The organism is Burkholderia sp. WSM2230, assembly GCF_000472445.1.
In the GTDB taxonomy this organism is placed as follows: Bacteria; Pseudomonadota; Gammaproteobacteria; order Burkholderiales; family Burkholderiaceae; genus Paraburkholderia.
This window is the reverse complement of the sequence record NZ_AXAJ01000001.1, coordinates 1-25,874: the sequence shown is the minus strand read 5'-3', so window position 1 is coordinate 25,874 and position 25,874 is coordinate 1. Positions and strand designations below refer to the sequence as shown.

Genomic DNA, 25,874 nt, shown 5'->3' with positions numbered 1-25,874 from the left:
TTTATTGTCCTTGTCAGATAGATATCAGAGCACGCTTTATTGACAGATAAATAACGAGCCGCCCCCGATGCGCACTGCGTTTACCGATACGGTCCAGCAGAGCTTCACGACGCTCACGCCGACAGCCAAGCGCATTGCCACCTACATGCTGGCGAATCTCGACCGGCTCGGTCTTGAAACGGCCGACCAGATCGCGCAGCAAACAGGAACGAGCGGCATTTCCGTTGGACGCTTTCTGCGCAGCGTCGGCTATCGCAATCTGGACGATCTGAAACGCGAGCTACGCGGTACGCAAACGCGCCCATGGTTCATTACCGACCGTCTCGATGAATATCGCAGCGAGCGTCATCGTGACGGCTCGCAAGGCATAAGCCGGCAACGCGCGGCACTCGCGCGATCTTTAGACCTGGAAATAGATGCGGTGCGCTATGTGTACGGCCTCGCGGAAAGCGAAGTATTTGGCCGTGTGGCAGACCGCGTGGCGACTGCCGACGCCGTTTATATCGTCGGCATTCAATCGACTCGCGGCATATCGAACGCGTTCTTCAGCTACCTCGAATATCTGCGGCCACGCGTGTTCTATTCCGACGGCATGTCGGGTTCGTATGTGGATTCGCTGAACTCCGAGTTTGCTTCGCCCTATCTTGTCGTGACCGACACGCGCGCCTATTCGCGCATGGCTCGCCGCTATTGCAATGCCGCGGAGCAGCGCAGCATCGCCTTTGCGCTGGTCACCGACATCTATTGCCCATGGGCGCGCGACTTCAACTGCGATCTGTTGCAGGTGAAAACGGATGTCGGCCAGTTCTGGGACTCGCTTGCGCCGCTGACCTGTCTCTTCAATCTTCTGCTGACCTCGATAGTCGAGCGCCTCGGCCCCGCCATCGACGAGCGCGTTGCACGTAATCGCGAACTGCAGCACGAACTCGATCAATTCGAATTCTGACCATGACCGACACCCCTCGCCTGATACACATTACGCGCGACACGCATCGCGTGGACATCGACCTCGTTTATGCAACGTCGCGCAACTTCACCGGCAAGCCAATCTACCGCGAAGCGCATTGCCTGCTGCTCGAACCCGCCGAAGCCGCATTGCGCAAAGCGGTCGAGCTTGCGGACAGCATCGGCATGCGCCTGCGCATTTTCGACGCCTACCGGCCGCCGCAAGCGCAAAAGGTGCTATGGGACTTTCTGCCCGACCCGACCTACATAGCCGAACTCGGCCGCGGCTCGAACCATAGCCGGGGCACGGCCATCGATCTCACGCTGGTAGACGGCAATGGCGAAGAACTGAACATGGGCACCGGTTTCGACGAGATGGTGAAAGCCTCCGAGCACTTTCACCAGGGCCTGCCGCAACATGTGCAGCGCAATCGCCTGCTGTTGCTCGGCATCATGCATGCAGCCGGGTTTACGCACATTGCAAGCGAATGGTGGCATTACGAACTACCCGGCTCGCGCGCGCTGCCCGTGATCGACAACAGCGAAAGCGGTCCGTTGAAGTTGATGTAACCCGACAGGTTTCCGGCTGTCCATTTGCAGGTTCTCTTTCTTTACATACGGAGCGAGTATGAATCTGGTTTTGCGCAATGCGCTGGCAGCAGTCGCGGTGGCCTCCGCGCTGACATTTTCCGTCACGATGACAGGCAGCGCGCTCGCCGCGACGCCGAAAGACATGCTTGTCATTGCCACGACGCTCGACGAATTCTCGACACTCGATCCCGGCGAAGTGTACGAACTGGTGCCCGAAGAATACGTCGCGAACACCTATGACCGCCTCGTACGCGTAGACCTGAAAGACCCGTCGAAATTCAACGGCGACGTCGCGCAATCCTGGACGGTGAGCCCCGACGGACTCACGTTCACCTTCAAGATCCGCCCCGGTCTCAAGTTCCATTCCGGCAACCCTCTGACAGCCGACGATGTCGCATGGTCGATACAGCGCTGTGTGCTGCTCGACAAAGGCGCCGCTGCGGTGCTGCAGGGAATCGGCCTCACCAGGGACAATGCACTGCAGAAAGTCCGCAAGATCGACGACTCCACAGTCAGCATCACCACCGATCAGAAATACGCGCCCACGTTCGTGCTGAATGTTCTCGGTGCGTGGCCCGCATCGGTGCTCGACAAAACACTGTTGATGTCGCACCAGAAAGGCAATGACTTCGGCAACGAATGGCTGCGCACCAGCGAGGCAGGCTCGGGCGCGTACAAGCTCGTCAAATGGACCGCTAACGACAGCATCATTCTGCAGAAGTACGACGATTACCGCATGCCGCTTGCGATGAAGCGCATCGTGCTGCGCCACGTACCCGAGGCGTCGAGCCAGCGCCTCCTGCTTGAAAACGGCGATGCGGACGTGGCGCGCAATCTGAGTCCCGACGATCTCGCTGCATTGACGAAGTCGAACAAGGCTCACGTCATGGCCGTGCCGCAAGCCACATTGCTGTATCTGGGGCTGAGCGTAAAGAATCCGAATCTCGCCAAGCCCGAAGTGCAGGAAGCAATGAAGTGGCTGATCGATTACAAGGGCATTCAGACGAACGTCGTCAAGACCACCTATCAGGTTCATCAGACGTTCTTGCCGGAAGGCTTTCTCGGCGCGCTCAACAGCAACCCGTATCACCAGGATGTCGCGAAGGCGAAGGCGCTGCTCGCGAAGGCGGGATTGCCGAACGGCTTCAACGTGACGATGGACGTGCGCAGCGCGTATCCATACAACGAAATCGCACAGGCGGTGCAAGCCAATCTGGCGCAAGGCGGAATCAAGGTTGAGATCATTCCCGGCGATAACAAGCAGACGCTCGCAAAGTATCGCGCGCGCCAGCATGACATCTATATCGGCGAATGGTCCGCCGACTATATCGACCCGCACAGCAACGCGCAGGGCTTTGCGTGGAATCCGGACAACACCGACAAGTCCTCGTACAAGATGCTCGCATGGCGTAATTCGTGGGACATTCCCAATCTGACGAAAGAGACCAACGCCGCGTTGGCCGAGTCGTCCACCACGAAACGCGCAGAGCTTTATCAGACCATGCAAAAAGAGATGCTCGCGCACTCGCCGTTCGTCATCATGTTCCAGCAGGTTTCGCAGGTAGCCATGCGGCCGGGCGTGTCCGGACTCGAAGTCGGGCCGATCAACGACCTGGTTTCATACCTGCACGTGAAAAAACAGTAAGCGCCTCGCGACGCCCGGACCATGTCGACAACCTTCACTCCTATCGACCGCATTCGCGCCGCGTCCGCACGCCGCCCTGGCGTGCGCTGGACGTTGCGCATGCTGCGCTGGGTGCTCACGCTTGCCGTCACATTCACGGGCCTGCTTGCCGTGACGTTCGTGATCGGCCGCAAGGTACCCATCGACCCTGTGCTCGCGATACTCGGCGATCGCGCATCGGCAAGCGCGTACGCGGCTGCGCGAATCCAGCTCGGTCTCGACAAGCCGCTTGCCGAACAGTTTCTGATCTATGTGAATGCGGTATTGCACGGCAACCTGGGCGTCTCGCTGCTGACCGCCAATCCGGTTCTGGACGACATCCGGCGCGTGTTTCCCGCCACGCTCGAACTCGCTACTCTCGCCACCATCGCGGGAGTATTGGTCGGCGTGCCGCTCGGGGTCGTGGCCGCGACGCGTCATAACCGCTGGATCGATCACGTTGCGCGTTTCGTGGGACTGATCGGCAGTTCGGTGCCGGTGTTCTGGCTCGGTCTGATGGGGCTGCTGCTGTTCTATGCGAAGCTGCACTGGGTGTCAGGGCCCGGGCGACTGGACCCTGTGTTCGACGGCATGGTGGACTCGCGCACAGGCAGCCTGCTCATCGATTCATTGATCGCCGGCGAATGGGACGTGTTCTTCAATGCGCTCTCGCATGTCGCGCTGCCTGCCGCGATACTCGGCTATTACTCGGTTGCGTATCTGAGTCGAATGACGCGCTCGTTCATGCTCGATCAGTTGAACCAGGAGTACATCACGACGGCGCGCGCGAAGGGCGTTCCCGAGCGGCGCGTCGTGTGGGTGCATGCTTTTGGGAATATCGCGGTGCCGCTGCTCACGGTGATTGCGCTGTCATACAGCTTCCTGCTGGAAGGCTCGGTGCTGACCGAGATCGTATTCGCGTGGCCTGGCATCGGCTCGTATCTGACGGGTGCGCTGCTCAATGCCGACATGAACGCCGTGCTTGGCAGCACGCTCGTGATAGGCGCCACTTTCATCGCGTTGAATCTGCTCACCGACGCGCTCTATCGCGTGTTCGATCCTCGCGCCCGCTGATGCAACGGAGACTATCCACGTGCGTCATCCTCTTGAACATTCGACGCGGGACTGGCCGATGAATGCCCCACGCCTCACGTGGAAGCAATGGCTGCTCACGGAAACTCCCGCGTCGCGCCAACAGGCCGCGTTAGGTCTCGCTTATCGCCGCTGGCGGCGTTTCGTGGGGAACCCGCTTTCCGTATTCGGCTTTGCGATCCTGATGGTGCTCGTGATCGTCGCGGTCATCGGACCGTGGATCGCGCCGCATGATCCGTTGCGTCAGGTACTGTCGGATCGGCTGCTGCCGCCCGGTTCGGCGTCGCATTGGCTCGGCACCGACCAGCTTGGACGCGACATTCTCTCGCGCATCATCTATGGCTCGCGACTCACTTTGTCGATAGCGATACTGGTCGTGGTCGTCGTGGTGCCCATCGGACTCATGATAGGCACCACGGCGGGCTTCTTCGGCGGGTGGGTCGATAACGTGCTGATGCGCATCACGGATATTGCGCTGGCATTTCCGAAGATCGTGCTCGCGCTCGCCTTCGCTGCGGCGCTCGGACCCGGCGTGATCAATGCCGTGATAGCCATTTCCATCACCGCGTGGCCCGCGTATGCGCGGCTCGCGCGCGCGGAAACCTTGCGGCTCGTGCAGGCCGACTTCATTCAGGTTGCGCGTCTGCAAGGCGCGTCGAATCTGCGCATCCTGCTGCGCTATGTGATGCCGCTATGTATGTCGTCGGTGATCGTGCGGGCAACTCTCGACATGGCCGGCATCATTCTGACCGTGGCGGGTCTCGGCTTTCTCGGGCTCGGTGCGCAACCGCCGAGTCCCGAATGGGGCTTCATGGTCGCTTCGGGCCGCAACGTGCTGCTCGATTCGTGGTGGGTCGCCACGCTCCCAGGCCTCGCGATCCTGCTCGTGAGCCTCGCGTTCAACCTGCTGGGTGACGGACTGCGCGACGTGTTCGATCCGCGTCATGGAGACTGACATGCGCAACGACGAAGCGAACACTCCGCTGTGCGAAATCGACGACCTGCGTATTGCCTTTCGCGCGCATGACGGCACGCTGAACGAAGCGGTGCGAGGCTTGTCGCTGACCTTGAGGAAAGGCGAGCGGCTTGGCATAGTCGGCGAATCGGGTTCAGGCAAATCGCTCACGGGCCGCGCGCTGCTCGGCCTGTTGCCGCCTGCTGCGCATTGCACGGCGAAAGCGCTGCGCTTTCACGGCCACGATCTGCTGGCGATGCCCGCCGGACGCCGCCGGCGCTTCTGCGGCTCGCAGATGGGGATGGTCCTGCAGGACCCCAAGTATTCGCTCAATCCGGTCATGACCGTCGAGCAGCAGATGCGCGAGGCGTTCGCACTGCATGAGCCGAAGCTCGGCCGTCGCGCACTGCGGGCCAAGGTCGTGACGGCCCTCGAGTCCGTGCATATTCGCAATCCTGAACGGGTTGCCCGCTCGTATCCGCATGAGTTGTCGGGCGGCATGGGGCAACGCGTGATGATCGCGATGATGGTCTCGACGGGTCCGCGCCTGCTGATCGCCGACGAACCGACGAGCGCGCTCGACGTGCTCGTCTCCATGCAAGTGCTGGCTGTGCTCGATGAACTGATTGGGAAACATCAGACCGGCCTCATTTTCATCAGTCACGACCTGCCGCTCGTCATGTCGTTCTGCGACCGCGTGCTTGTGATGTATGCCGGCCGCGTCGTCGAAACCTGCGCCGCGCGCGATCTGGTCAACGCGCAGCACCCGTACACGCGTGGGCTGCTTGCCGCCAATCCGCCGCTGCTGGACCCGCCCGCGGAATTGCCCGTGCTGTCGCGCGATTCCGCGTGGCTTAACGACCTGGGCGAGCGGCAAGGAGCACCGTCATGATCCGCATCGACGCACTGACTGTGCGCTTCAGGACGGCGGCGGGAATCGTCGATGCGGTGCGCGCCGCCAGCTTTGATGTGGCGACCGGCGAGGTGTTCGGTCTGGTCGGCGAATCGGGCTCCGGGAAGTCGACGATTCTTCGCGCGTTAAGCGGACTCGCGCCTGTTGCCGAGGGGTCCGTGCATATCGCCGGAGCGGATCGCAACGCGCGCGGGCGCCATGTTCAGATGGTCTTTCAGGACCCCTATGGCTCGCTGCATCCGCGCTTCACGGTCGACGAGACGCTGCGCGAACCGCTGCATATCAACGCAATGGGCGACGAGGAACAGCGCATTGTGAATGCGCTGCGCGAAGTGGGCCTCGATCCCTCGTATCGCTTTCGCTATCCGCATCAGCTTTCGGGCGGACAAAGACAACGGGTTGCAATCGCGCGTGCGTTGATCGTCGAGCCGCGCGTTCTGCTGCTGGACGAACCGACCTCCGCGCTCGACGTCTCGGTGCAGGCCGAAATTCTGAATCTGCTCAAGCGCCTGCATCGCGAGCGGAATCTGACGATGATTCTCGTCAGCCACAACCTTGCAGTGGTCGGCTTTCTGTGCTCGCGCGTGGCGATCATGCGTAACGGCGAGATCGTTGAAGAGCTGCCGATTGAAAAGGTACGCGCTCAGCAGGTGGACAGCGAATACTCACGCAAGTTATTGCTCGCGACAGGCGGTTATCAGCGCAAGGCCGCGGAAGTCTTTGGCGTGGACGCGTCGTTATGAAAAGCGTGACCGTCCGGACGCCGCGGCCTGAGAAACGCCGGCAAACTTCTAAGGCTGGCGGCCCGGCGCGCTGCTGCCCGGAGCGCGGCGATTGTCCGGCTGCGGTTGAGCGGACCGTCTGTCTGCGCCTGGCTCCTGGCGTCGGCTGTTGTCGTCCGCCTGATTCTTTTTCGTGGGTGCGGCGGCTGGCGCCATACGATTCACGGTCTGTAACTGCAACAGCTTCAGAAGGCGATCGCTCGCCTCCGCATTGCTCATACCCGCGAGGCAGCTTGCGCAAACCAGGCCAACCTTCGCTAGTGATCGGATTCTCGTAGTCATGAACGTCTCCCTGCGAGTGGAAACCGTGAGGCGCCTCGCGTGACGCTACTGGGTCCAACAACGCATTTTTGGGCCCGCGCGCGCAGCGCCCGCCGGTAGACGAAGTCATGCTGAAACGCGCTCTTTCATGATACTGCGGCGGCTCGACGGGCGCTGCCTCGTTACACGAAAACCCGCGTCTTGATGAATGAGGAATCGCAACACGTAGCTGTCGGTTTGCTGCCGCCGCGCAGTCTGGCTCGCACAAGACGATCGACGCGATGAACGCAATTGAACCCGCTGTTCCGCCGTATGCTGCAGGCGGTGTTTGTCCTGATTGCTTCGGTTTACCCTGCTGTGCCGTAATGCGGAGACGATCCCCGAGGGGACGAGGAAGGAGTGTTGCCGGCTTCCTGCGGCCGCTCCCGGCGGTTCTCCTCGCGAGACGTTCTTTCAATACCACGCCTACTAATGAGGAGCCCCAACACGTAGTTGATGCGAACAAGAGCCGTGCACCGGCCGCCGCTCCACCGCTCATAGCTGGAAGCACAAGCAGCGGGCGAGCATGGCCGGCATGCGCGCCATAGTAGTGACCTGATGCCTGCCGACAAAGGAAACAACATGCGTTTTGCCAAGACGTTCACCCCTATCGCGGTTGCAGTTGGAGCACTTCTCGCAGTTGCACCGCTCGCCTCTCGTGCGGAAACAGTCGTAAAAATCGGCTTTGCCGCTCCGCTCACCGGACCCAACGCCAGTTACGGCAAAGACCTCCAAAACGGCGTCAAGATGGCGCTCGACGACGCCAAGGCGCAAGGCATCAAGATCAACGGCGAGCCGGTGTCGTTCAAACTCGTCGCCGAAGACGATCAGGCGGACCCGCGCGTCGGCGTGCAAGTCGCGCAAAAACTGGTGGACGAAGGCGTGTCGGTCGTGGTCGGCCACTTCAACTCCGGAACGACTATTCCCGCGTCCGACCTCTACGAAAAAGCGGGCCTGCCCGTTATAGACCCCGCGGCCACTAATCCGGTCATTAGCGGCCGCGGTTACAAAAACGTCTTCATGGTCATTTCGAGCGACGCGCAAAACGCCGGCACCGCAGGTGCCTATGCAGTCACCACGACGAAGGCCAAGCGCATCGCCGTGATTGACGACCGCACCGCGTTTGGCCAGGGCGAGGCCGATGAGTTCGTGAAGGCGGTGAAGGCGCACGGCGGCGACATCATAGACCGCGAATACACGACAAATCAGGCGACTGACTTCAAGACACAGCTGACGAACCTCAAGAGCAAGAACCCGGATCTGATTTTCGTCGGCGCCTTGAATCCGCAGGCCGCCGGCATCATCAAGCAGATGAACCAGCTCGGCCTCAAGGCGCAGTATGTGGGCGGCGGCGGCGTGAAGGACATCGACTTCATCAAGCTCGCGGGCAGCGTATCGGAAGGCGCGATGGCATGGGAATACGGCCGTCCGCTTGACAGCACGCCCGTAGGCGCAACGTTCGCCGAGCGCTTCAAGCAGAAGTTCGGCCAGGACGTGCTGTCGTATGCACCGTTCGGCTACGACGCGGCGTGGACCGCCATCAAGGCAATGCAGGCAGCCAATTCGACCAAGCCCGACGACTATCGTGCAAAGCTGCAAAGCATCAGCTTTGACGGCATCACCGGGCATATCGAGTTCAATACGAACGGCTCGCTGAAGAACGGCTCGTCCACGCTGTATCAGGTGAAGAATGGTCAGTGGGTAACGGTCAAGACGGTGAGCGGGCTCTGATTGCGGGGCGGTTGCGCGAGGATTGTTGACAGGCCACGGCAAACCCACACCCCCGTGGCCCGCCAACACCTTACCGCCTGGTCAATTGCCCGTAAGCGATCACCGGGTTATCCGTCGCCTTGATCAGATAGATGATGGTCCGTTGGTACAACGTCGGGCTGCCGCTGACAGGCACGAACGTAATCGGCGCATTGCCGCTGTACGTCATACCCAAAGCCAGCGTGCCGGTGACCCTGCAGCCGAGAATGCTGCCGGTAAAGCCGCCCGCGTCATCCACAGTGAGCGACGTGGTGCTTTGCGTCCACGTGCCGGTAGTTTGAGTATGCGGACGATTTAATCCGTAAACGGATTTTTCAACTCTCGAAAGGTCCGCGCAAAATTGCGCACCGGAGTAAACGGCAGCAAAAGAAAGATCTTTAGCATTGACAAAACAATATTTCTTCGATTAAAGCGGCTTGCTTGATCGGCTGCGACAGGTCTTTTTTCTGCAAATACAATCGGCCATCACGCAAGCCCGGCGGCCGCTACCCAATGCGCGCAAGCCGCAGCCCTTCCCGCCGACCAGATGATCCAGCCAGGAGCGACGGTATTTCGCCAGTCGCGGTGGACGCGTTAATGTACGAGCGCCGTAAAGCGAACGCCGCAGTAAGGCGCGCGCTACGCGCGCGAACGAGACTTCATCCACCAACAAACCTCTCTCATGGATTGTTTATGCTTATCAAGAATGTGGCGGTCAGCCTGCCTTCCAGAATCGTGACGAATGACGAAGTCACCGACATGATCCGGTTCCATTCAACCGGCTATGACGGTGACATCGACAGAGGCATACGCACCATCAAGACGCTGCTCGACAGGAGCGGGCTGGTGAACCGGCGCTGGTGCGACAGCCACGAGTCACCCATCGATCACGTCGCCATGGCCACTCGCAAGGCTTTGGCGGAAACCTATTTGCGCCCCGAGCATATCGAGCTGTTTATCTATGTCGGAATCGGCAGAGGCTTTCTGGAGCCCGGCAATAGCCATATGATGGCGAGCACGCTCGGTTTCACCAATGCGGAATGCTTCGACGTGGTGGACGCATGCATGAGCTGGACAAGAGCCATGTCGATTATCGACAGTTTGTTCAAGTGCGGTCAGTACAGAAACGCTATGATCGTGAATGCCGAGTTCAATATGCTGGCCGGCGGTCCACTCTTTCCGGGGAATTTTGCGTTGAAGAATCAGGCGCAAATCGAATACACGCTGCCGTCGTTCACCATCGGCGAGGCAGCCACCGCCACGCTGCTCGTTGCGAAGGAGCCGGACAACTTCAGTTTTGCATTTCGCGGAAAACCGGAGGTGTCCGACCTGTGCACAATCCCGATTCCCGGCTATGAAGGGTTTTGCCATCCGTCTGAGCGAATTGGGAAAAACGGCGACATGCGTTTTACATCATTTGGCCACGAGCTTCACAAGAATTCCGACGAACTATCCGCAGTTCTGGCTAAACTGCCGGTTCCGAAGAAAGATATCGACATTGTCTTTACTCATGCCTCTTCCAAGGCGGCATGGCACGGGTATGGAGAAAAGGCGGGAATTCACGAGAAGATGTATCACATCTATCCGGAGACCGGGAACCTCGTGTCAGCCTCTATTCCCGCCGCGATTGCAATGGCGAAAGACAGCGGAGAACTGAAGCGCGGAGACAGGGTGCTGTGCTGGGTGGGCAGTGCCGGCATGTCATTCAACGTCAGCAGCTTCAGGTTCTAGGCTCACGTATATAAATTCAAAGCGATAAATTCAAAGCGCAACATGAAAGCCATTTCAGGGGGCATCCGCTACCTCAACCGGGTGGTGTCCGAAGCCGCAAAGGTCTCCGACTACAGCGTACTGGCTGTGGGCCTGATCGGCACCATCGGGCATCCGGTGTACTGGTTCTGGTGGACGTTCGTCGATCCTCAGCCGAACGAGAACCTGCTGATGCGCGTTTTCGGCACCGCCAGTTGCGCGTTGCTGCTTCTGCGCCGCTTCTGGCCCGCTTCGGTAGCGCGCCTCCTGCCTTGGTATTACTTCGTAACGGTGGCTTACACGCTGCCGTTTTTCTTCACTTACTACCTGCTGGTAGGGCATTACTCGATGCTCTGGTCGATGGCCGAGCTGGGCATGGTCTTCTTCCTGATCGCCATCTTTCCGTCGTTCGTTGCGTTGTCACTGAACCTGGCGCTCGGCATCGGCGCTGCTGTGCTGTGCGCGAGAATCGTCGTTCCGCAAGCCGTTCATGTGGATGCGCATCTGTTTCTCTACACCTATCTGCCGGTTTTCACCTTCGGCATCTTCGCCGGCATCACGTTCTCATACAGCAATCTCAAAGGAATCGTCGCGCAGGCGCGCACAGGAGCGCTTCGCGCGCTGGCCGGCTCAATCGCTCATGAAATGCGTAATCCGCTCAGCCAGCTCAAGCATGTTCTGGACAGAGTGGAAGAAGTGCTGCCGGCAGCGATGGATCACCGCGCGTCGCCGGCTGCAACGCAGCGCCGGACCGCGCTGCTGTATCGCCATCTGGCCCACGGCCAGCTTTCCATTGAGCGCGGCTTGCGCATCATCGCGATGACACTCGACGAAGTGAGCGCAAAAGCCATCCGCTCCGATCAGTTCACGTATGTCAGCGCGGCGGCTGCCACGCGCAAGGCGCTGGAGGAATACGGCTTTAGCGACCATAACGAGCGAGCGCGAGTCAGGCTCGCGGTGCTCGAGGACTTCACGTTCAAGATCGACGAAACGGTCTATCTGTTCACGCTGTTCAATCTGATCAAGAACGCGCTTCATCATATTGCCGCGCATCCTGCCGCAACGCTCACGCTGACGGTGGACCGGCAAACAGTGATCGTTCATGACACCGGGCCCGGCATTGCTCCCGAGATCCTGCCGCATCTTTTCGAACCCTTCCGCACCGCCGGCAATTCGGCGGGCACCGGGCTCGGGCTCGCTTACTGTCAGCGCGCGATGCGCGCGTTCGGCGGCACCATCCGTTGCCGCTCCGAAGTCGGCCAGTTCACGCAGTTCACACTCGAGTTTCCGCCTGTTTCCGAAAGCGAGGTCGCGCGGCACGAGCAGGAAGTGTTCGCGCGCGCCGCCCTGCTCCTTGACGGCAAACGCATCCTGATTGTCGACAACGACGCGGATCAGCGCACGCGCGTGCGGCGAGCGCTCTTGAAGACAGGCGCGCAACCTGGCGAGGCAGCCGACGGCGAGGCGGCCCTCGCCGCGCTCAGCGAGCCGTCGCCGTGGGACCTGGTGCTGATGGACATCAACATGCCGGCCCTGGACGGCTACACGGCCACCGAGCGGATTCGCGCGGACCGTCGCAATCCGAATTGCAACGTGATGGTCGTCGCCTACACGGCGGAGCCCGGCAGCGTGGCGCGTGTGCTCGCACGCCGTGCCGGCATGGACGAATACGTCAGCAAGTCGGCGACCATCGTCGAGTTGATCGGTGTTCTGCACAAGCTGTTCGAGAGCGGTCATCGGCATGGTCGCAGCCAGCGTTTTGACGGCTTCGCCGGCAAAACGATTCTGCTGGCTGACGACGACACGTACAGCCGACTCGTCGCGAAGGGATACCTGGAGCGCTTCGGCGCGACGGTCGTCGAAGCCGAGCACGGCCCCGCGGTGCTGGCCCGCCTGCAGGAAGGCGCGGCCATCGACGCCATCGTGATGGATATGAACATGCCGGGTATGGGCGGCGTGGAGACCACCGAGCTGATCCGCGCGCGTACCGACGCTTACGCGAGCTTGCCGATCATTGCGTTGACCAGCCAATCCGACATGGAGGCCGTAGAAAAGTGTCTCGCCGCCGGCATGAACGAGGTGATGACCAAGCCCGCGCAAGTCGGCGCGCTGTATGCGGCGCTGGCACGGCAGTTCGCGCGCCAGCGACTCCATGATGCGCCGGCAGAGGCAGCGTCGTCGCATGAAGAGGGGTTGCCTGCCGGCAAGCTTGAGCCGCGAAACGAAGGTCCATTGCTCGATGACAAACATCTGCAGGAACTGGTCGCGCTCGACTTGCTCGACCAGACTTTCCTGAATGGCATCGAACAGATTCGCACGACGGTGGCAAACCTCGCGACGAGCGTCGCGGCACGCGACTTCGATTCGACACGTGAGGCCTTGCACATGCTGCTCGGCGTAAGCGGCAATATCGGCGCAAAAGCGCTGCATCAGTTCGTGCGCCAGATCTATCCGCGCGTCGTGGACGGCGAATGGCCTGCGGAAGCAGACTGGCTTGCGCGTATCTGTTCATTGAGCGACCGTTCGGCACCCGCGTTGCAAACGTATTTTGCGTCCGCGAAAGCGCCCGGCAAACAACGCAAGACGACGAGCGATTGATGGTTTCGCATCACACGTCACGCCGGCGCGCTGGTCGCCTCGCAGCACTGTTGAGCTTGCCTTTCGACTCACGGAGTCAAACATGACAGACACGCTAACCGTTCGGCGCATCCATGCGGACGAAGCATTGAGCTATGTCGATTCTCTCGCCGATCTGCTGATCGACTGCGTGGAAGGCGGCGCGTCGGTCAGCTTCATGTTGCCGATCTCGAAGCAAACCGCGCTGCAATTCTGGCGACACGTCGCCGATGGCGTGGCCCGCGACGAGCGCATATTGCTGGTTGCCGAATATCCTGACGGCAAGCTCGTCGGCACCGTGCAACTGGTCACGGCGCAGCCCGAGAATCAGCCGCATCGCGCGGATGTCGCCAAGATGCTCGTGCACCGTGAAGCGAGGCGCCGAGGCATTGCCGCACGGCTCCTGGCGGCTGTCGACGAAGAAGCCCGACGCGCCGGCAAATCCGTACTCGTACTCGACACCGTCACCGGCGGAGATGCCGAGCGGCTTTACGAGCGTGCCGGCTGGCAACGTGTCGGAGAAGTGCCGAACTATGCGCTGATGCCGGACGGCAGGTTTTGCGGCACGACCTTCTTTCACAAGCAGCTCGTCGCCTGATCGGTCGAGATACGCGCGCTCGACAAAAAACAGCCGACGAACCGCGGCCCTCACTCCTCGAACAGATCAGGACCGAACACCTCGTAATGAATTCTCGTCTCTGGAATATCCATCGCGCGCAAGGAGTCATGCTGCAAGCGCATGAACGGAATAGGGCCGCAGATGTAGTAATCCGCCTCCGGTAGCAGAATCAGCTCGCGCAGTTCAGCGAGATTGATAAAGCCGGCGCGGTCGTAGTCCTGCCCCGCTATATCGCCCGGCAGTGGGCTTTCGTAGTAGACCACCGCCTTGAAGTTCGCGTAACTGGCCGCGGTTTGCCGGAGCTTGTCGCGCATCGCATGGACCGCGCCATTTCGTGCGCCATGCACGAACACCACCTGGCGCTGCGGGTCCTGAATCGCCCGCTTGAGCATGCTGACCATCGGTGTCAAACCAACTCCGCCGCTGATCAGGACGATCGGCGTTTTCGCATTGACGTCGATATAGAAAGTGCCGTACGGCGCGGCGAGTTTGACTTCGTCGCCAACGTTCACATGCTCATGCAGAAGCGACGACACATAGCCCGGCGGCCGTGAAGCGTCGCCATCCTCGCGTTTGACGGAAATGCGGTAGCTGCGTCCATTCGGCATGTCGGACAGACTGTACTGGCGAATCTGTTGCAACTGCAACGAAGGCACATTCACCGCAATGCTGACGTACTGACCAGGCTCGAAGTTGATCACCGGCTGGGCATCCGACGGCTCCAGCACGAACGATGTAATGACGCTGCTCTCGGGCCGCTTTTCCTTGACCACGAACTTGCGCCAGCCAGTCCAGCCGCCGAGCTGTTGCGTCGAGTTCTCGCGCAACTCGCTTTCCATTCCCATCAGCAGGTCGGCCAGATTGCCGTAAGCCTGCGCCCAGGCCGAGATGATCTCGTCGTTGGCGGCTTCGCCGAGCACGTCCTTGATCGCGCCGAGCAGATGTTCACCGACAATCGGGTAATGCTCGGGCCGCACGTCGAGGCTCGCATGTTTATTGGCGATGTTCTTCAGCACGGCCGCGAGACTGCCGGGATTCTCAATGTTCTCGGCGTACGCGTAGACAGCACGCGCGAGCGCCTGCTGTTGTTGCCCCTGATCCTGGTGCGCCATGTTGAACACGTTCTTCAGTTCCGGGTGGGCACTAAACAGCCGTTCGTAAAAGCGCTTGATAATGGGCAATCCATGCTGCGCCAGCACGGGCGCCGTAGCTTTTACAACATCCTTCGTTTTCTGCGTAAGCATTTGCCTCTCCTTTCATGCGATGCATGCGTAGGCACGCGCAGGCGCGCGCCGTGATCCATGAACAGGTGGCTGCAGCAAACGGCGTGACAGATGGGACGTCAGCGCGTTTCCGTATACGGCATTACGCCTGACGCATCAACGGTGCAACTTTGCGGAGATGACAGGATTGAATCAATCGACATGGGGCAATTGGCGGCCTGCCCAAAGAACGGCTGGATAGTCTTGCATCGTTATCACTACCCAGCCAACGCGTCAAAACCCAGCGCTCTTGAACGTTTTACGGCAGCTTGCCAAGACACGCGCTGAACTCGTCCTTCGAAAATGCACGGAGCGTCTGCGTTCTGACATTCCCCGCTGAGCCAAGAGCAAATCCGAATGACATGAAGCTCTGTTCATCCGGCGCTTCGATGACGGTGACAATGTCGTATTGCCCCATCGTCCAGTAGATCTGCTTCATTTCGCAGCCGAAGCTCCTCGCCATGTCCGCTGCCTGGCCGGCGCGCTGCGCGCTGTTTTTTATGTTGCGCATGCCCTGATCAGTGAATTGCGCAAGAACCACATAAGTCGCCATGACGTTTCCCCTTTCCCGTTGCTTGCCGGGGACCCGGACGCGCAGGACGGGCCTCCGGCGCGTAAAGCCCAGTATAGGCAAGGCATCTAGTGAAAAATCGTCGATCATTAGTCATCAGGTACACTAACCAGTAGCCCTTTTGTTAAAAATATGGTGCGCACCGCAGCAGCAACACAGGGAGACGGTTTCAGCGGTTCACCACAAGTCTTTAAATACCCATAGAAGAATGAATAGCTTCGATACAACCATTGAGACGTATCTTTCCCACATCCATTTTGGCTTCTTCATCACCCGCGCAATTGAGGCAATCGCAGATCTGTACACCTTCAAAGGTCTGCTGCTGATTCCCCTGTTGTGGTGGATCTGGTTTCAAGCAGGTGAGCGCAGCACATGGCGTCGCGAGATGGTCATCGCCACAGTACTTAGCGGCCTTCTCGCGCTGTTCGCCGGAAGAGCGCTGACCCACTGGCTACCGTTCAGGGTGCGCCCGGTCTACAGTTCCGAACTGAATCTGCACTTCGTGACAAGCGTGTCGAAAGACGCATTGCTGACCTCGTGGAGCTCGTTTCCAAGCGACCACGCAATGCTGTGGATGGCTATCGCCACCGGCATTTTTCTTGTGTGGAGAAGAATCGGTCTTCTGGCGCTGGCGTATACGGTGTTGTTCATCTGCGTTCCGCGCGCCTATCTCGGCTTTCACTATCCGACGGACCTGCTGGTCGGCGCCGCAATTGGAATCGTCATCACCTACGCCATGACACGCGACGCCATTCGCGCGCGTTCCGCAGCTGTGCTCTTGCGATGGATCGAACGCTACCCGGGACCTTCGGGGATGTTGGCTTTCGTGCTGTGCCTTGAACTGGTTACCCAGTTCGACGAACTGCGCAAGCTCGCAAGCAGCGTGCTGGCTCATGTCTAGCGTATCCCGCGCGCTTTAAGTGCCGATGGAAACGAACAGAAGCACCATCGGCGCCTTCGATGCGCCGGGAGCCGGCGCGCGCAGCGGCACGCCATACGTGCAGCGAAAATCCACGAAGCGCGACCATTGAAAACGCACGCCCGCGCCGACGCTGACGAGCGATGCGTTACCGGGCTCCGCGGGCTGATCGATCCGGTTCCACGCATGGCCGGCGTCGACGAACACAAAAGGCTGCGCGGCCGCGCTGCTCGCGCCGAACGGCAAAACGGGCGCGCGCAATTCCGTCTGCACGTTCCAGCCGCGATCGCCTAGCACGACGTACGGCTCGTAGCCCCGCACACTGGACTCTCCACCGAGGCCCATCTCCTCGCTCGGCAATAAGGTATTCGGCGTCCACTGGAAGGTGCCTCGCGTGTTTAACGTGAAGCCACCGCCGAGTGCAAACGCGCGTTGCGCGGCGATCTGCAGATAAGCATAGCGGGCAGTCGCGCCGTGCCGCGCAGTGCCGAAAGCGGTGTCGTTGTTGGAGCCGTCCAGCCCGCCTGGACTTGCCACGAGCGTCGCGGATGCATGCGCGGCGCCCGCATCGCCCGGCTTGCTCAGATCGTAGGTGAGCAGAAACTGGTGCACGTGTGTGTTCGAGTTGAACACCTGAAACCCGCCGAATTCCAGATCGTTGTTGCTGCGCTTGAAGTCATAGCCGAACTGCACGAGCTGCGCGGTATCGCCTGTCGTCGGCAAACGCCAGTCGTAGCGAGCGCTGATCTGCGCGGAAATGCCCGTTTGCCCGTAACTGTCGGGCAGACGTGGCGTGCTCTGCGCATAGACGCCGAACAATTCGATGCTGTCGTGCCACGGCAGCGGCGCAATGTAGCTGAGCGCGTGGGCCAGAAAGCGCGCGCGGTTCGCACGTCCCTCGATGTCGGGATTGCCGCTCAGGAAATCATTGCTCGCCGTGAATTGATACGCGACGTGCTGATCGAGACCAAACAGGTTGCCATAGTCGATGCCCGCGAAGAAGCGGTCGCGGCCGAGATCGCGCACACCGGCGTTGTCGTAGCCGGCGTTTGCCCGCAACGGCAGACGGTCGTCGGTCTGCAGGATGACGTCGGTTGAATTCGCGGCTTCGCCTGGCGCGAAGACCGCATCTACGCGTCGATAGGGATTCGCGTTGAGTACCGCAAGGCCCAGCGAGACGTCCGCTTGCAGAATCGGGTCGCCTGCCTTGAGCGGCATCTCGCGTTTCAACAGGGCGTCGGAGAAGTAGCGGTTGCCGCTCGTGCGCACTTCACCGAGGCGAAACTCCGCAACCGCGATACGCACGACGCCGGAACTCACGTCCTGCTCGGGCACGTACACATCCACGAGCGGTTTCCCCGCGGCACGATAACGCTCGATCACGGCGTGGCGTATTTCGGCGAGGCGTCCAAATGTGAGCGGCTTGCCCAGATCGCTGTCGAACGTGTGGAGAAATGCTGCGTCCAGAATGGGGAGGCGTTCGGCGGTAATGCCGGGCTGCATTGCGGAGGCGGGCGCGCTGCTGCCCGCGGCTTCGAACACAAGGCCTTCGAGCCGGCCCACTGCAATCTGCGCGGCATTCTCTGCCGATGACGCCGAAGGTTGCGACGGCGCACTGCGCGGCGTCGGCGGCGCGGGTTGCGGGGCGACGTCGCGCCAGGCCTGCGCGAAACCGGCAGAAGCGTGCAGAGCAAACATCGCGCACGGCGCCACCACCCAACGCGCGCGGACCGCGCGCGCCGGCGCATCCGCGAATGAAGCCCGCCGCCTAATGCGCAAGCTGCCAGCGCAACACAGGCTGGGTCGCGCCAGACGGCATCGCCCATACGCCGTTGGCCCCGAAGTCATAGCCCGCGAAGCTCGCGGGGTCGCTCATCTGCGCGGTGGTGAGCCCGTTAGACGGCGGCAGGCTGCCGCCGCTCGCGGCCTGCCCTGTCGTCTCCCTGTTCCAGTAGACGTCCGGCGCGAGCGTGCCGGAGCCGAACGCAACCACGCCGTGCGTCGGCATCCTTCGCGTTTCGACCGCGCCTGTTGCGAACGACTGGCTCACGCTTCCATCGTTGATACCGACCAGCCCGCCGCCGGACCCGGTCGAGAAAACCGGGCTGACGCTGCCAGTCGCGTACGACTGCGCAATCGAACCCAGGTTGTAGCCGACGAGCCCGCCGTTCGCATCCGAGCCCGATACCGCGGCGCTGCTCCACGAGCGCTCGACGGTGCCTTCATTGCGACCTACCAGTCCGCCGAACATCGTGCCGTTCTGATAGACCTCCATCGCCACACCAGTCGAGTGCGCGTTAGCAATCACGCCCTGATTCAAACCCGCCAGAAGGCCGCTGCCGGCAGAACTCGTGCTGACATGGCCGTCTTCCACGCCCACGTCGCGCAGAACGCCTGCCAGCCCCACTACGCCGAAGAGTCCCGACGAATAGTCCTTGCTGAAGTCGGCGACCTCGATGCGTGCATTGCGCACGCTGTGCCACATGCCGTCGAATTGACCGGTGAAGGGCGTCGTGTGATTGCCGATTGGCGTCAACGTATAACCGCTCGCGTCGATGTCCGTGCCGAGCGCGTAGTTGCCCGCGAGATCCTGCGAAATGTTCTGCAGGTCCGTCACGTTGTTGACCAGCTTGTACGCGGTGATCTGCGTGAGCTGCCCACTGCCGGGCGCTGCACTCCACGCGGGATTGCCGAGCAGGCTGCCGGCGCTATAGGTGCCGTTCATATCGTAAAGCGCATTGACGAGCCCTGTGCTGCCCGACCAGTCGATCACGCCGCGATTCGCGATGCTGCCGCCGTTATCGAGGCTGGCGGCATCCGCGCGCAATGTGAGGTTGCCGCTGCCCTGGTTGGCAATGGTTGCGCCTTGCGCGATGCTCAGGTTGCGATACGCCGCGAGTGTGAGCGACCCATTGCCTTGCCACGCGATGCCCGAGTTCACGCCAATGTCGCCGGTGCTGCCGTTTGCGCCGGTCGTCTGCAGATTGACCGACGTTCCAGTGCCGAGACTTGCCGACAGCGCGCGCGCCGCGTTGTCGTCGACGGTGAAGCTGGGTGTCGCGATGTTCCACTGATTTGCACGGACCGTCGTGCCGCCCATGGGGAACGCGAGCGTATCCGCGCTCATGTCGACAGTGCCGCCGCTTGCCTCGATTGCGCCACCCGCTTGCAACGTGCCGTGCCCCGCGACCAGCCACACGTGTCCGTCGCGCGTGGCCGTGCCCGTCGCGCGAATCGCCTCGTGGTTGCCGGCGAGCGCGTAGATGTTGCCGTCCACGGCTTGCAGGCTGATCTGCGCCGCCTGAATCAGGCCGCGGTTCATGATGGTCCCGCCCCCGCCCTGCTGCGCCGGCTGCACGAACACCTGTCGGCCCGACGACGAATCCTGCAGCAGCACCTGCTGCCCGACCGCCAGTTCAACCGTGCCGTTCGGCGCACTAATGGTGCCGGCGTTGCCCACCTGCTGCCGTGCGATCAGAAATACGTCGCTGCCGCCGGATGCAATCGTGCCGAGATTGACCACGCCCGCGCTCGAATTGCCCGATAGCGTCAGCGGCCCGCCGTTCATGAAGGCGTCGGTGTCCGCAACGTCGAGCGTGGACGCGACGAAGCGTCCGTTCGTCGAAATTACGCCTCCCCGTCCGACAAGGATGCCTTGCGGGTTGATCAGATAGACGCTGCCGCTTGCGGTGAGCGTGCCGAGAATCGCAGATGGTGAGCCGCCGGTCACACGGTTGAGCGTCGCGCCGTTGCCGTTGGCAAACACCACACGGTTGCCGCTGCCGATGGAAAAACTGTTCCAGTTCACAACGCCGCGTCCCGAGCCCTGATCGATCGTCAGCGTTGTGCCGTTGCTGCTGATGGACCCGGTCCCGCCGACGAATTGCCCGCCTGCGGGCAATGCGCCCGCGGCTCGCGCGTCGAATGAACTCACGCAGCACAATAGCGCCGCGGCAAGCGGCAGCAGCGCATTGCGCGCCTCCCGCCGACGTGAATTGTTCTGGTCGTATGCTGCCGGCGGAATCCTGTTCATCACGTCTCCTTTCCCGCGCAAGGCGCGCCGTATGCTCAGATGTCATGCGGCTCTCGCGCGTCGGTCCAACTGTGCGCACGCCCGTATTATTGCAGCCGGTTTCGGGCGCACAATGAGCGGGAAGAAGTGGTATATCGACGTATTGCGCCTAAAGGTCTGCGGAATTGGCCAAAGCATAGTGGCGAAGCGCTGCAATGGGGGAGCGAACCCATGGTTTCCCCAATAGCCGTGAGGCGGCGTGCACCTGACGATTCGCTTTCGCTCTGCCTCGGCAGCGCAGTGCCAATCTCACTTGCTATCTGAACAGACGTCCTTTAAAGCGGTAAGAACAGTGCGATTGACAACGCAATGAGCAATAACGAAATTGCCGACCAGGTTCCGGCTCTCGTGTGGACCGCTGAAGCAGGCGGAATCGTCACCTATGCCAACACCGCTTGTCGCAAGTACCTCGGCAATCCGTTCGCGCCGAACACCACGCTGCACTGGGATCAGTTCGTTCTGGAACGCGACGTCAGGAACGTGCTCGACGCGTGGCGCAGCGCGCTGACAGCCGGTGAAAGCGCGAAGGTGAATGCGCGTCTGAAACGTTTCGACGGTCGCTACCGCTGGCACAAGCTGCGTATCCAGCCCATTTTTGACGACGCGCGCGAGGTCTCCGGCGCGTGCGGCATCGCCATGGACATCGACGACTTCGTGCAGGCCGGCGAAGCGTACGAAGCCGGCGAACGGCGTCTGCGCTTCGCGCTCGACGCAGCGCGCGTCGGCGCCTGGGAATGGGACATGGGCAGCCGCACCGCGCGCATCAGCGCGCAGCTCGCGCAAATCTACGGGCTCGAACGCCAAGAAGCGGAAGTGCCGTTGCAATGGCTCTTCGACAGAATCCCCGAAAGCCATCGCGCGTGGTTCGCGCGCGAGTTGACCGGCCGCTTGCACGAGTGCGTTCCTTTCGAGCTCGACTTTCCCATCGAACTCGAGGACGGCCGCCGTTCATGGCTGCGCACGCGCGGCGAAACGGATTGCGGTAATGGCATGGCTATCGAACGCGTATTCGGCGTCACGTATGACATCACCGAACAGCACGACGCGCAAACCGAACGCGAGCGCAGCGAGCAGCGCTATCGCGCGCTCGTGGAAGCGAGTTCGGAACTGACGTGGATCGCGGACGCGGCGGGCCACACGAAGCAGCTCGGCAACTGGCAGTCGTTCGCTCGGCAAGAAGGCCTGAGCGCGCACCGCGGATGGCTCGAGCTCGTTCATCCCGACGACCAGGAGCGCGCGCGCGAGAACTGGTCGGCCATCGTCAAATCCGAAATGCCGGGCTCGATGACTTTCCGGCTGCGCCGGCGCGACGGCAGTTGGCGCACCATGTCCGCGCGTGCCGCGCCTTTGCGCGATGATGACGGCACGCTGCGCGAATGGTTTTGCATGGCAACAGATGTGACCGACGAGCGCGCCGCAGCCGCCGCGCTCGAAGAGCGCAATCTACGTCTGCAGGTGGCCATGCGCGCGGCGAAAATGACCATCGGATACCTGTCGCTCGATTCATGGACGGTCTGCTGGGACAGCGTCGGCACCCCGCCCAGCGTGCTCGCTGGGCCGACCGGATTGGCGTACGACGCGGCGCTGCATCGCGTGCATGCCGACGACCGCGCCGCAGTGGACGCCGCGATGCGACGCGTCGCCCTTACCGGCGAATTCGGCAAGCCGCTCGAGTTCCGCATCATGATGGGCGGCCACGAAAGCTGGCTTCAAAGCCAGGCCGTCTTGCAGCGCGACGCCGACGGCAGGCCGTGGCGCGTCATCGCGAGCGCGGTGGACATCACGCAGCGCAAGACGCTCGAACTGGCCTTGCGCGAAACCGATCGCCGCAAGGACGAATTTCTCGCGATGCTCGCGCACGAACTGCGCAATCCGCTCGCGCCGATGCGCAACGCGATTGCGCTGCTGCGCCGCGAGAAAGAGGCCGGCATGAAATCGTGCGAACTGGTCGGCATGCTGAGCCGGCAGGTCGATCATATGGCGCAACTCGTCGACGATCTGCTCGAAGTGTCGCGCATCACGCACGGGCGCATCGTGCTCCGACGGGAGCCGGTGCTGCTCGGCACGGCCGTGTATAGCGCGCTGGAAACGGTATCGTCAATGGCGGCCTCGCGCAGCCAGCATCTCACCGTGACGCTGCCGCCCGCGCCCGTCTGGCTGCACGCGGACCCTTTGCGCCTCTCGCAGATTCTCGTCAACGTACTGAACAACGCGTGCAAGTACACGGACCCGGGCGGCAGCGTGTGCGTGACCGCGCTCGCCGACGAGCGCTTCGCTACCGTCACCATCGAAGACAACGGCAGCGGCATTTCGTCCGATCTGCTGCCGCACATCTTCGATCTGTTCGCGCAAGGCGAGCGCACGCTGGACCGGGCGCATGGCGGTCTCGGCATCGGTTTGTCGCTGGTGAAAAAGCTGGTGGAACTGCATGGCGGCGCTATCGACATCGCAAGTCCAGGACCTGGCCGCGGCGCCACCGTGTCGATCAGGCTGCCGCTCTCCCATGCGCCAGAAATGCCCGCGCCGTTGCACGAGGAACCGTCGGCGAGCGGAACCTCGCATGCCGAGCGCGCTTCGCTGCACGTGCTGATCGTCGACGACAACAAGGACGCCGCCGACTCGCTCGCCCTGCTTTGCGAGAGCGAGGGCTATCACGTGGATGTCGCGTATGGCGCACAGGACGCACTTGCGAAAGCGCAGGCCGAGCCTGTGGATGCCGCGCTGCTCGACATCGGCCTGCCGGACACCGACGGCTATGAACTCGCAAAACTGATTCGCCAGAGGGGCGAAACCCGGCCCGTGCTGATCGCGGTGACGGGCTACGGCCAGGCCGACGACCATCTGCGTGTGCAGGCCGCGGGGTTCGACCATCATCTGGTCAAGCCGGTGAACATCGAGTATCTGATGTCGCTGCTGGCGGAACTGTCGCCTGCCGCCGCCTCGCCGCATGCGGAGTGAGCCGGGGCGTTTCATTCGTGGGCCGATCCTCATGGGTGCAGGTTGAGACGATTGCGCGATTTGTTGAGCGTGCGTCGCGTTCGGCGTTTGCTGTGCGAAACGGCGACGCAAAGAGCGGCGGATGCGCGGGTCGAACGAACTGGCGAGGCTGCGAGAGCCTAGCCAGCTGTACCGCTTGCCTCCTCAGCGCATTTGAAGAGCAGGACACGCGGGTCGTTCCGCTTGTCGTCGGCAGCGCGAACCATGTCGATTTTGTCGATTGGCTGCACCGTCTTGTCGCCGCAGATGCGTCGCGCGACGTCCATGCACGTCGATGCGCTTTCGAACAATCCGTGGCATTCGGCCCGGTAGGTTCTGGCGCCGTTGCTGGAGTCGACCGAATGGGCGTTGAAGGTTGGACCACTCGCTGCCGTGCATCCGGTCACGACAAGCACGGCGGTGGAAAAAAGGCTTGCGAAAAAGAGTCGATTCATCAGGTACTCCATAGACTGTGTGTGGCGAAGAATGCGGGGCACGCGGCCGCGGCCCCGCTTTGACGACTTACCATTGCATGGCCGCGCCGACGCCGACCGTCGTGCCTCCCGGGCTCATGCCCACGCCCGCTTTCATTTTCACGTTCTCCGTCAGGCGTGCCGTGCCGCCGATCGCCACCGCCTGATAGCCGCGGAAACCCGCCGTGCCGATACCGAGCGACAGCGTCTTGTCCTTGTCGACTTCCGGAATCATCGTGAGCGCGGTTGCCGCCGCGATGCCTGAGTACGCATTGCGCGCGGTCGAGTTGATACCGTTCTGCAGTTCGTTCATGCGCGCATCGGTGTAGGCGTTGGCTTGAGAAAGCGCGGCGTTCAGCTGCTGCACGTTGACGGCGTCCGTGGGTGCCGTGCCAGCTGCAACATTGATCACCTGCCGGTTGGTCCCGCTCGAGCCGACTGCCACTACGTTCGCGCGGCCGCCGTCGTTACTGTCCGCACCTAGCGCCGTCGAGCCGGCGCCGGTCGAGGTTGCCCCCGCGCCCACCGCGGTCGAACCGCTGCCGGACGCAGTCGAGCCGTTGCCCACCGCCGAGCTGTTCGTGCCCGACGCAACGGCGCCCTGACCGCCTGCCGACGAGTTCGACCCCGAAGGCGCCGGCGGCGTCGGTGTGCCGGGCGACGACGAGAAGCTGCCGCCGTTGTTGGTCGTCTGCTGGCTGATGAGTGTCGTCAACCGGCTTGCCACCGCGTCCAGTTGCGATACGTTCACGGCGTCACTGCCGGCCTTGCCGGCGGCGAGGCCGGTGATCTGCCGGTTGCCGACGTTCACTTCGCCCATCGACGATTGCGGACTGCTCAGGCCATACGCGATGTAGTTGCTCAACGCGCCAACCGTCGTCACCGAGCCTGCGCCGAGCGCGACGCTGTTCGAGAACGAGGCGCTCGCGCCGGCGCCCAACGCAAGCGCGTCGATTGCAGTGCTGTGCGCGCCTGAACCGATGGCNATGGACCCGGCGTTGGCCGCGCTCGCATTCGCGCCCTGCGCGATGGATTGCGCGCCGCTCGCGACCGAGCCGCTGCCTACCGCAATCGCATCCGCCTGGGCCGAGTTCGCAGCCTGCCCGATGGCGACGCCGCCCGGCGCCGTCGAATCGACGATCGCGCCATTGCCGACGCCCACGCCGTTGTCGCCGTTGACCACGGTCGTCGGCCCCACGGCAATCGACTCGGCGCCGACCGCGAGNGAATCCGCAGCCGTCGAATTCGCGTGGAAGTACATCTGNCCGGTCACCGCNAACGACGACAGCGCGCCGGCCAACTGGCGGATCGTGACTGCATCATGCGCCTGCGTGCCATCGGCGACATTGGTCAGCTGGCGATAGGTGTTGCCGCCCGCGCTACCGAAGGACACCGCGCCGAGCAATGTCTGGTCGGCCGTGTTGAACGGAATCGAATGCGTGCCGTTGGCAATCGAGCCGACGCCCGAGAGCACCGCGCGATCCGATACGGACCCCGAACCAATCGCGACACCGCCCGCCACCGATGCACTTGACAGAGCACCCAGCGCAACCGCGTTGTCCGCCAGCGCGGCAGCGCCATTGCCGCCCGCAAAGCTGCTCGCCCCGCTCGCCGTGGCCGCGACACC

At 61.9% G+C, this 25,874-nt stretch carries 20 protein-coding genes; 13 read left to right on the top strand and 7 right to left on the bottom strand.

All coding sequences use genetic code 11. The features are described 5' to 3' along the window. Positions 1 to 67 precede the first annotated feature (67 nt). From sapR to A3AC_RS0100065, 8 genes are all read left to right on the top strand, one after another. Positions 68 to 946, top strand: a complete 879-nt coding sequence (sapR, locus tag A3AC_RS0100105) for a sap1 transcriptional regulator SapR (RefSeq protein ID WP_025596433.1) — start codon at positions 68 to 70, stop codon at positions 944 to 946. Positions 947 to 948: 2 nt separating this feature from the next. Continuing rightward, positions 949 to 1,515 carry a D-alanyl-D-alanine dipeptidase gene (gene ddpX / locus A3AC_RS0100100; protein WP_025596432.1) on the top strand — a complete coding sequence of 189 codons (567 nt, stop codon included), beginning with the start codon at positions 949 to 951 and terminating at the stop codon, positions 1,513 to 1,515. A gap of 58 nt (positions 1,516 to 1,573) precedes the next feature. Continuing rightward, a complete protein-coding gene (locus A3AC_RS0100095) occupies positions 1,574 to 3,181 on the top strand; it encodes an ABC transporter substrate-binding protein (RefSeq protein ID WP_025596431.1) in 1,608 nt (535 codons plus the stop codon). 21 nt (positions 3,182 to 3,202) lie between these two features. After that, positions 3,203 to 4,273, top strand: a complete 1,071-nt coding sequence (locus tag A3AC_RS0100090; protein WP_025596430.1) for an ABC transporter permease — start codon at positions 3,203 to 3,205, stop codon at positions 4,271 to 4,273. Positions 4,274 to 4,331: 58 nt separating this feature from the next. After that, a complete protein-coding gene (gene nikC / locus A3AC_RS0100085; protein ID WP_025596429.1) occupies positions 4,332 to 5,246 on the top strand; it encodes a nickel transporter permease in 915 nt (304 codons plus the stop codon). Between the two features lies 1 nt (position 5,247). Further along, positions 5,248 to 6,138, top strand: a complete 891-nt coding sequence (locus A3AC_RS0100080; RefSeq protein ID WP_025596428.1) for an ABC transporter ATP-binding protein — start codon at positions 5,248 to 5,250, stop codon at positions 6,136 to 6,138. Next, positions 6,135 to 6,902 (top strand): ABC transporter ATP-binding protein, encoded by a 768-nt coding sequence (locus A3AC_RS0100075; RefSeq protein ID WP_025596427.1) that lies wholly within the window; start codon positions 6,135 to 6,137, stop codon positions 6,900 to 6,902. Before A3AC_RS0100080 ends, A3AC_RS0100075 begins: the two co-directional genes overlap by 4 nt. Before the next feature lie 921 nt (positions 6,903 to 7,823). Then, positions 7,824 to 8,972: a branched-chain amino acid ABC transporter substrate-binding protein gene (locus A3AC_RS0100065; protein WP_025596425.1), complete on the top strand. Its 1,149-nt coding sequence runs from the start codon at positions 7,824 to 7,826 to the stop codon at positions 8,970 to 8,972. 70 nt (positions 8,973 to 9,042) lie between these two features. Here A3AC_RS0100065 and A3AC_RS29740 read toward each other — a convergent pair whose 3' ends face one another. Continuing rightward, positions 9,043 to 9,249, bottom strand: coding sequence for a hypothetical protein (locus tag A3AC_RS29740; RefSeq protein ID WP_232231863.1), 207 nt, complete (start codon positions 9,247 to 9,249; stop codon positions 9,043 to 9,045). 434 nt (positions 9,250 to 9,683) lie between these two features. Here A3AC_RS29740 and A3AC_RS0100055 point away from each other — a divergent pair, with 434 nt between their 5' ends. The 3 genes from A3AC_RS0100055 (at position 9,684) to A3AC_RS0100045 (ending at position 13,953) form a co-directional block, all read left to right on the top strand. Further along, on the top strand, positions 9,684 to 10,721 hold the full coding sequence (locus A3AC_RS0100055) for a 3-oxoacyl-[acyl-carrier-protein] synthase III C-terminal domain-containing protein (protein WP_025596424.1): 1,038 nt from the start codon (positions 9,684 to 9,686) through the stop codon (positions 10,719 to 10,721). Positions 10,722 to 10,763: 42 nt separating this feature from the next. Then, a complete protein-coding gene (locus tag A3AC_RS0100050) occupies positions 10,764 to 13,337 on the top strand; it encodes an ATP-binding response regulator (protein WP_025596423.1) in 2,574 nt (857 codons plus the stop codon). Between the two features lie 82 nt (positions 13,338 to 13,419). Continuing rightward, on the top strand, positions 13,420 to 13,953 hold the full coding sequence (locus tag A3AC_RS0100045; protein WP_025596422.1) for a GNAT family N-acetyltransferase: 534 nt from the start codon (positions 13,420 to 13,422) through the stop codon (positions 13,951 to 13,953). Positions 13,954 to 14,003: 50 nt separating this feature from the next. On the opposite strand, the gene hmpA is transcribed toward A3AC_RS0100045, so the two are convergent. Then, on the bottom strand, positions 14,004 to 15,218 hold the full coding sequence (hmpA, locus tag A3AC_RS0100040) for an NO-inducible flavohemoprotein (RefSeq protein ID WP_025596421.1): 1,215 nt from the start codon (positions 15,216 to 15,218) through the stop codon (positions 14,004 to 14,006). A 277-nt stretch (positions 15,219 to 15,495) separates the two neighbouring features. Beyond that, positions 15,496 to 15,789, bottom strand: a complete 294-nt coding sequence (locus A3AC_RS0100035) for a GYD domain-containing protein (RefSeq protein ID WP_025596420.1) — start codon at positions 15,787 to 15,789, stop codon at positions 15,496 to 15,498. Between the two features lie 226 nt (positions 15,790 to 16,015). On the opposite strand from A3AC_RS0100035, the gene A3AC_RS0100030 reads away from it, so the two are divergent. Continuing rightward, positions 16,016 to 16,708 (top strand): phosphatase PAP2 family protein, encoded by a 693-nt coding sequence (locus tag A3AC_RS0100030; RefSeq protein ID WP_025596419.1) that lies wholly within the window; start codon positions 16,016 to 16,018, stop codon positions 16,706 to 16,708. Positions 16,709 to 16,723: 15 nt separating this feature from the next. On the opposite strand, the gene A3AC_RS0100025 is transcribed toward A3AC_RS0100030, so the two are convergent. Both A3AC_RS0100025 and A3AC_RS0100020 read right to left on the bottom strand, forming a co-directional pair. Beyond that, entirely contained in the window at positions 16,724 to 18,424 is a 1,701-nt protein-coding gene (locus A3AC_RS0100025; RefSeq protein ID WP_035474594.1) for a ShlB/FhaC/HecB family hemolysin secretion/activation protein, read from the bottom strand. Between the two features lie 70 nt (positions 18,425 to 18,494). Beyond that, entirely contained in the window at positions 18,495 to 20,759 is a 2,265-nt protein-coding gene (locus tag A3AC_RS0100020; protein ID WP_025596417.1) for a two-partner secretion domain-containing protein, read from the bottom strand. Positions 20,760 to 21,107: 348 nt separating this feature from the next. Between A3AC_RS0100020 and A3AC_RS0100015 the strand changes: the two genes are divergently transcribed. Continuing rightward, the gene (locus A3AC_RS0100015) at positions 21,108 to 23,756 is read left to right on the top strand and encodes a PAS domain-containing hybrid sensor histidine kinase/response regulator (RefSeq protein ID WP_025596416.1); all 2,649 of its coding nucleotides are present in this window, start codon (positions 21,108 to 21,110) and stop codon (positions 23,754 to 23,756) included. Between the two features lie 158 nt (positions 23,757 to 23,914). Here the strand turns inward: A3AC_RS0100015 and A3AC_RS28900 are convergent, their stop codons facing one another. Together A3AC_RS28900 and A3AC_RS0100005 are read right to left on the bottom strand one after the other, a co-directional pair. Next, the gene (locus A3AC_RS28900) at positions 23,915 to 24,229 is read right to left on the bottom strand and encodes a hypothetical protein (protein ID WP_232231862.1); all 315 of its coding nucleotides are present in this window, start codon (positions 24,227 to 24,229) and stop codon (positions 23,915 to 23,917) included. Between the two features lie 67 nt (positions 24,230 to 24,296). Further along, on the bottom strand, positions 24,297 to 25,874 hold a 1,578-nt coding region (locus A3AC_RS0100005), incomplete at its 5' end, for a YadA family autotransporter adhesin (protein ID WP_025596415.1).